General features: G+C 65.9%; 6 protein-coding genes and 1 pseudogene. 3 read left to right on the top strand and 4 right to left on the bottom strand.

The features are described from left to right. Window positions 1–302: 302 nt before the first annotated feature. The 3 genes from Q7A36_RS38065 to tnpC all read right to left on the bottom strand — a co-directional run bounded on the left by Q7A36_RS38065 (window position 303) and on the right by tnpC (window position 2,538). Window positions 303–542, bottom strand: coding sequence for a hypothetical protein (locus Q7A36_RS38065; RefSeq protein ID WP_305109004.1), 240 nt, complete (start codon window positions 540–542; stop codon window positions 303–305). Between the two features lie 186 nt (window positions 543–728). Further along, window positions 729–1,013, bottom strand: a complete 285-nt coding sequence (locus Q7A36_RS38060; RefSeq protein ID WP_305109003.1) for an integrase core domain-containing protein — start codon at window positions 1,011–1,013, stop codon at window positions 729–731. Window positions 1,014–1,170: 157 nt separating this feature from the next. Then, window positions 1,171–2,538: an IS66 family transposase gene (tnpC, locus tag Q7A36_RS38055; protein ID WP_305109002.1), complete on the bottom strand. Its 1,368-nt coding sequence runs from the start codon at window positions 2,536–2,538 to the stop codon at window positions 1,171–1,173. A gap of 117 nt (window positions 2,539–2,655) precedes the next feature. On the opposite strand from tnpC, the gene Q7A36_RS38050 reads away from it, so the two are divergent. After that, window positions 2,656–2,907: a hypothetical protein gene (locus tag Q7A36_RS38050; protein ID WP_370655790.1), complete on the top strand. Its 252-nt coding sequence runs from the start codon at window positions 2,656–2,658 to the stop codon at window positions 2,905–2,907. 21 nt (window positions 2,908–2,928) lie between these two features. Here the strand turns inward: Q7A36_RS38050 and Q7A36_RS38045 are convergent. Further along, window positions 2,929–3,090 (bottom strand): annotated as a pseudogene (locus tag Q7A36_RS38045) (ATP-binding protein); the annotation flags it as partial. A gap of 436 nt (window positions 3,091–3,526) precedes the next feature. Here Q7A36_RS38045 and Q7A36_RS38040 point away from each other — a divergent pair. Together Q7A36_RS38040 and tnpA are read left to right on the top strand one after the other, a co-directional pair. Next, window positions 3,527–5,194: a recombinase family protein gene (locus Q7A36_RS38040; RefSeq protein ID WP_305109001.1), complete on the top strand. Its 1,668-nt coding sequence runs from the start codon at window positions 3,527–3,529 to the stop codon at window positions 5,192–5,194. 104 nt (window positions 5,195–5,298) lie between these two features. Then, on the top strand, window positions 5,299–5,656 hold a 358-nt coding region (gene tnpA / locus Q7A36_RS38035), incomplete at its 3' end, for an IS66-like element accessory protein TnpA (protein WP_305109000.1).

The following is a 5,656-nucleotide window of genomic DNA, read 5'->3' as shown; positions in this document are numbered from 1 at the left end:
TACCGCGAGACAAGAGTGCCTTTTACTCTGCCGCAGCGTTTCACCACCGTGGGTGATGGGAGAGCAAAGCGTGCTTAATAAGTTTGCAGGCGTACTATTTCTGGGCGTGATCTCGGTCGGCTTGGCAGCCTGTGGCACGAGTCCTGGTGGGCGCGCCGTGTCGGGTGGATTGCTGGGCGCTGGTGCAGGGGCTGGGGTAAGCGCTTTGACGGGCGGCAACGTTGGCACTGGGGCGTTGGTAGGTGGCGGCGTGGGTGCGGCCGGTGGCGCTTTGACTGCTCCTCGGCGGTACTGAGCGGCGCCTACCAGCGTCCATCAGTGCTGCGGGAACACCAGCAGAAGCACAGGGCCAGCGCCGCGCTGGATGAGGTCTTCTCGCCCGCCGTGCGGGACGACGAGAGGCTGTTCGAGCTCGCAGTGACCAAGACCTGGCTTCCCCAGGTCGTCGTCGCTCTGACGCTGATCTGCCGTAGTTCGTACCGCGGCGCGTCGAGATCCTGCGCGACCTGCTGGCCCTGCCTGTCAGCCTGGGCCACGTTCATGACGTGCTCCAGGCGGTCACACGGCAGGCGAGCGCGATCAACGACGAACCAGACCTGTCGGGCATCCGGGTGGGCCTGGGACCGCTTCAGCGCGCGAGCGGGGGTGAGCCGATCTTGCGGTTCTGGTCGAACACCGGCTTGCCGATGTCCCTGTATCGCACCCGGCTGTCTGGACAATAGGCTGCGTTATGCGGCGTGCCTGAAGGTCTCCTCCCGCCAGGCGGCGCGCATACCATCAGGGCTACGAAACCCGTTCTTCTCGACCAGCCACTCGGCGTTGTAGCGGGCAACAAAGGCCCGAACGGCGATGCGCACATCGTCGATGGTCTGGAAGATGCGGCCGTGGATGACCTGCTCTTTCAATTTTCGGAACAGCCTCTCGATCACACCATTGGTCTCGGGCTCGGCAACGAAGGCGTAGCTTGGCGCCACGCCCCAGAAGCGCATCTGCTTCTGGAACACGTCGGCCATGAAGATCCTATGGGTCGGGTAGAAGGTCGGCATCTGCCTTGATTACAATCGCTCGTCAGCATTCAGGAGGCGACGATGTCTGCATCTGCATCCGGTGTTGTTCAGACCGCAAGCGAGAAAACATCGACCGCCAATTTCATCTCGCTCGAGTACCTGCTCAACCCGGAGCTAGGACGGATTGGCCCTGTAGGATGGCGCGGATAGCCTGATATGCATCGATGCCACGTCGGGCGGCGGTGCCGATGACGGACCGGACGGCGGCGAAGAGATTGGCGCCCCAGGTGGAGCGGAAGCCGCCGGTGACCTTCCTGTAAGTGGCGGTATGGCGGAGATCGCGCTCGGAGGTGTTGTTGTCGGCGCTGACCTCGGGATCGTCGAGGAAGGTGAAGAGGTGCTCGCGCAGCAGGCCGTAGCGCTTGCGCAGTCGCTGTCCGTGTCGTTGGGTAGGGGCCAGCGCCATGATGGCGTCGAGGTCGCGCTCGAGGCGGCGCCGGTATTGGCGACGTGTGCTCTCGGCGAGGCTGCGATGGCGGCGGGCCAGCACCACGGCGCGCAGCAGCAGCGCCTTCATGCGCGGGGCGAAGACGGTGTCGCCCGCCTCGATGGCGTAGCGGCAGTCGCGCAACTGGTGCGCCAGGCAGATCTGCCAGGCGGCGGCATGGCCCCGCTGGGCGCTGTAGAGGTCGGAGACCCAGATCGCCGGGCGGTGGCCGCTCATCACCTCGCGGACCACACCTGCACCGCGGCTGTGGCGGATCACGTGGATCACCACCTCGGTGTTCTGGAACACCCAGTTCCAGCCCGTACGGCCATCAACGCGCACGCCAGTCTCGTCGGAGCCGACGACACGAGAGCGGCGCAGGCGGGCCAGAATGGCGGCAGTCTCAGCATCGAAGCCCGGCTTGGCGCGTCGCAGTGCGGCGTCGAGTGCGCCTTCGCTGATGGCCAGCCCGAACAGGTCGAGCATCAGCCGGGTCAGCCGCCGGTAGCTGACGTGATGGGCGAACCGCAGATACATCGCCAGGGCGACGATGTTCAGGCTGAACGGCGTGCCCGGCTCCAGTCCCTCTGGCAACGGCGCCAGGGTCGTGGCGCCGCAGCCGCGGCAGTGCCCGGCATAGTGCTCCACCCGCGTCACTACTGGCACCACCTTCGGCAGGTCGATCTTGTCGAAGCGCGCCGCCAGCATCAGGTCGGCCTCGGTCAGCGGCGCCGCGCACTGTGCACAACAGCACGGTCGCGCGGTCACGGTCTCGTCCGGTGCCTCGCAGAGCCGCCGTCCGCCGCCCTTGCGCCCGAGGCTGCCCTGTCGCGGGCCGCTGCGGGCCGGCTGGTCGCCGCGGTTCGCCTTCTTGCCCTGTGAGGGCGGCATGCTCGAGTTGTCTGGCGTCTTCGGTGGACCGCCGAGCTTGGCCTCCAACTCCGCCACCCGCGCCGTCAGCACCTGAACCTGCGCCAACAGCGCATGGATCAGCGCGTCCTTGTCCGCGTGCGACAGTGATGACAGCTCAGGTAGCCGGTCCATCCCAAGCTTGAATCAGCCCAACCTGCAGCGCGTCAAGCGATCTGCTACCGCCCGAAACACACCAGTTCGAGACCGGGGATGAGCAGGTACTCGCTCGAGCTGTCGCGTGACAAATGGATGATCACCTCGCTGTCGCCTGGCAGTGGCGAGAAGATGTCCAAGCATTCAGTCAGGTGCGATGACCTGACGGGCCTCTTGAGCCATTTCACAACGCTACAAGCAAAGGCGCGGACCCGAACTGGAAAAGCTTTCCCGATCATCGTCATTCATGAGGCCGGCCTGGATGGCTTCTGTGCGTATTCCACGCATCGTGGGCACCTGTTCCACGCGATCGTGGGCGCGAGTTCCACGCCATCGCGGGCAGGCTGATCTGCCGACGCGGTGATGGAGTCAGGCCTTCTGGCCGGCGTCAAGCGCTTCGCTGGCCGACGCCCGCTTGGCGCGCAGTTTCCGCATGCTCTCCCCCTTCAGCTCGATCCGGTGGGCGTTGTGGACGAGGCGGTCGAGGATGGCGTCGGCCAGGGTCGGGCTGCCGAACACTGCCGAATGCCACAGCCGAGGAACGGCTGGTCCCTTGGGTCATTGTGACCGATCCGCAACATGCGCTGTACGGTCTTCGGCTGCAGGTTGTATCGGTTACTGGTGCCCGGGGTCCGCGTTTCATTGTGGTGGTGCTACCTGATGGCCGGCGGCGGCATGTCCCACGCGCGGCGACCGATCTGGAGCGCCCACAAACGGCGGCAGAGGCGGTGCGGCCACGGATTTCTGCACGCAGCCTGCTTCCGCTGGCGCGGCTGATCCGGAGCATGCTGGTAACTCCCGATGTGGAGGTAAGCCATGCAAATGAGACGCATCGAAGCTCATCCGCCGATGACAAGTCAGGTGGATCCAGCATCGCCATGCTCGAGGCTGCCCCCGAGTTCTCGGGGGCGTCCGAGCCAGGAGGTCGCGCGAATGCTTTGCCACCAGCCGTTTCAGGAGACATGTCATGCTGAGCGTCGGAGGCGTGACGGATGAGCGGATCGGCACAGCTCATCGTGCCAAGCTCGCTTTCGTCTACGTTCGTCAATCCACAGCGGACCAAGTGCGGCAGCACCAGGAAAGCACGACGGCGCAGTACAAGCTGGTTGATCGTGCGGTCGACTTTGGCTGGCCACGTGAGCGTATTGTGGTGATCGATGACGATCTCGGCAAATCCGGCACATCAAGTGCCGAGCGCCACGGCTTCCAGCGGCTGATTGCCGAGATCGGGTTGGGCAAGGTTGGTCTGGTTGTCAGCCTCGATGCGTCGCGCTTGGCCCGCAACAACCGTGACTGGCACCAGTTGCTGGAGCTGTGCTCGATTTTCGGCGTTCTCCTGGCTGATAGCGAGCGTCTATACGATCCCGGCGCCTATCATGACCGACTTCTGCTGGGGCTCTCCGGGATTATGAGCGAGGCGGAGTTACACCAGATCCGCGCGCGGCTACATCACGGCGAGTGGCAGAAGGCAGCGCGCGGCGAGTTACACTGCCCATTGCCCGCGGGGCTGGTTTGGGAACACGACGGCAGAATTGCACTTCACCCGAATGAGGAGGTGCAGGCACGCTTGCACTTGGTATTTCAGAAGTTCCGGGAACTGCAGTCCGCCAAAGCGGTCATGCGTGAACTGCTGCGGCACGGGCTGCTGCTGCCCGCGCGGCCACTGCGCGGACCGGCACCACACGATGTGGTTTGGGTCGCAGCGAACAGCAACCGCGTTCTGCACATTCTGCACAACCCGGCCTACGCGGGAGCCTATGTGTATGGTCAGCGACGACGGGATCCAACACGCCGTCGAACGCCGCTTGGCCGCAGTGCTACGGTCAAAGTCGCAGTCGAGCAGTGGCCGATTTGCCTGCGCGATGCCCACCCGGGCTACATTGGCTGGGAGGAGTTCGTGGCCAATCAGGCGAGGTTAGCGGGCAACGTCGCCCGCCGTGAGGCGGGCCGGCCTGGTGTGGCCCGCCGAGGTCAGGCGTTGCTGCAGGGCATCGTGTTATGCGGCCGCTGCGGGCGGCAGATGAGCGTTCGGTATTCCGGGCCGCATGGCAACTATCCGCTCTACCATTGCAGCGTAGACCAGGAGGGCGCCGGCCAGGCACGATGCCAGGAGGTGCGCGGGCTGGCGGTTGATGCGGCCTGTGAGCGGATCTTGCTGGAGACGCTGACGCCCGAACGGATCGCGCTGGCGGTGGCTGCCGTCGAGCAAATCGAGGCGGATGCCAAGGCGCTGGAGCACCAGTGGGCGCTGCGCCGCGAGCGGGCCCGCCACGAGGCCGAGCGGGCAAGGCGCCAATACGACAAGGTCGAACCGGAGAACCGGCTTGTGGCACGCACACTGGAGCGGGCCTGGGAGGAGCGCCTGCGCGAGGTCGAAAAAGTAGAGCAGGCCTACGCGGAATGGCAGCAAGCCCAGCCTGGCCCACTCTCGGAAACCGAGCGTGGCGAGGTGCTCGGTTTGGCCAAGGATCTCGAGCGTGTATGGCGAAACGCCACGTCAGAGGAGCGCAAGCGCATCCTCCGCCTCGTCGTCAGCCAGGTCGTGCTCGACCAGAGACGGGAACGCGGCCTCGTGTCAGTGGTAAGCGGCGGAACCAGACCCTTCTTGCTGGGGGTGAATGACGCTGACAGGTAGGCCGTCGTGGAGGTGCTGCGATGGCGAGAGAAGCAGGACGCGCTGCGGCAGGCACCAGTGGCAGCACTGGTGCTGGCACTGGTGCGCCGGAGCGGATTGAGATCGTGACGCGGGGCGAGGCTCGCCGACGCTACTCGCCCGAGGAGAAGGTGCGGCTGCTGGCGGAGGTGGCGGCGCCTGGCGCGAGGGTCTCGGAGGTGTCGCGGCGGCATGGGATCTGCGCGAGCCTGCTGCACCGTTGGCGGCGGCAGGGTGAGGGCCGGCCGGTTCAGAAGCAGGCACGGCGGGCTGCCCCGCTGGGGTCCTTCGTGCCCCTGCTGCTCGAGGCTGGGCACCCGGCGCACGCAGCCGGCAGCGGACCGCCGATGCGCGACGTGACCGAGCTGGCGATGGAGGTGGTGCTGCGCAATGGCCGCGTGCTGCGCATTGGTGCCGACGCGGATGCGGCGGCGGTGGCGCGCC

This window comes from Paracraurococcus lichenis, assembly GCF_030657435.1.
Taxonomy (GTDB): Bacteria; Pseudomonadota; Alphaproteobacteria; order Acetobacterales; family Acetobacteraceae; genus Paracraurococcus; species Paracraurococcus lichenis.
The sequence above is the reverse complement of the archived record's forward strand: the minus strand, read 5'-3'. Positions and strand labels throughout refer to the sequence as shown.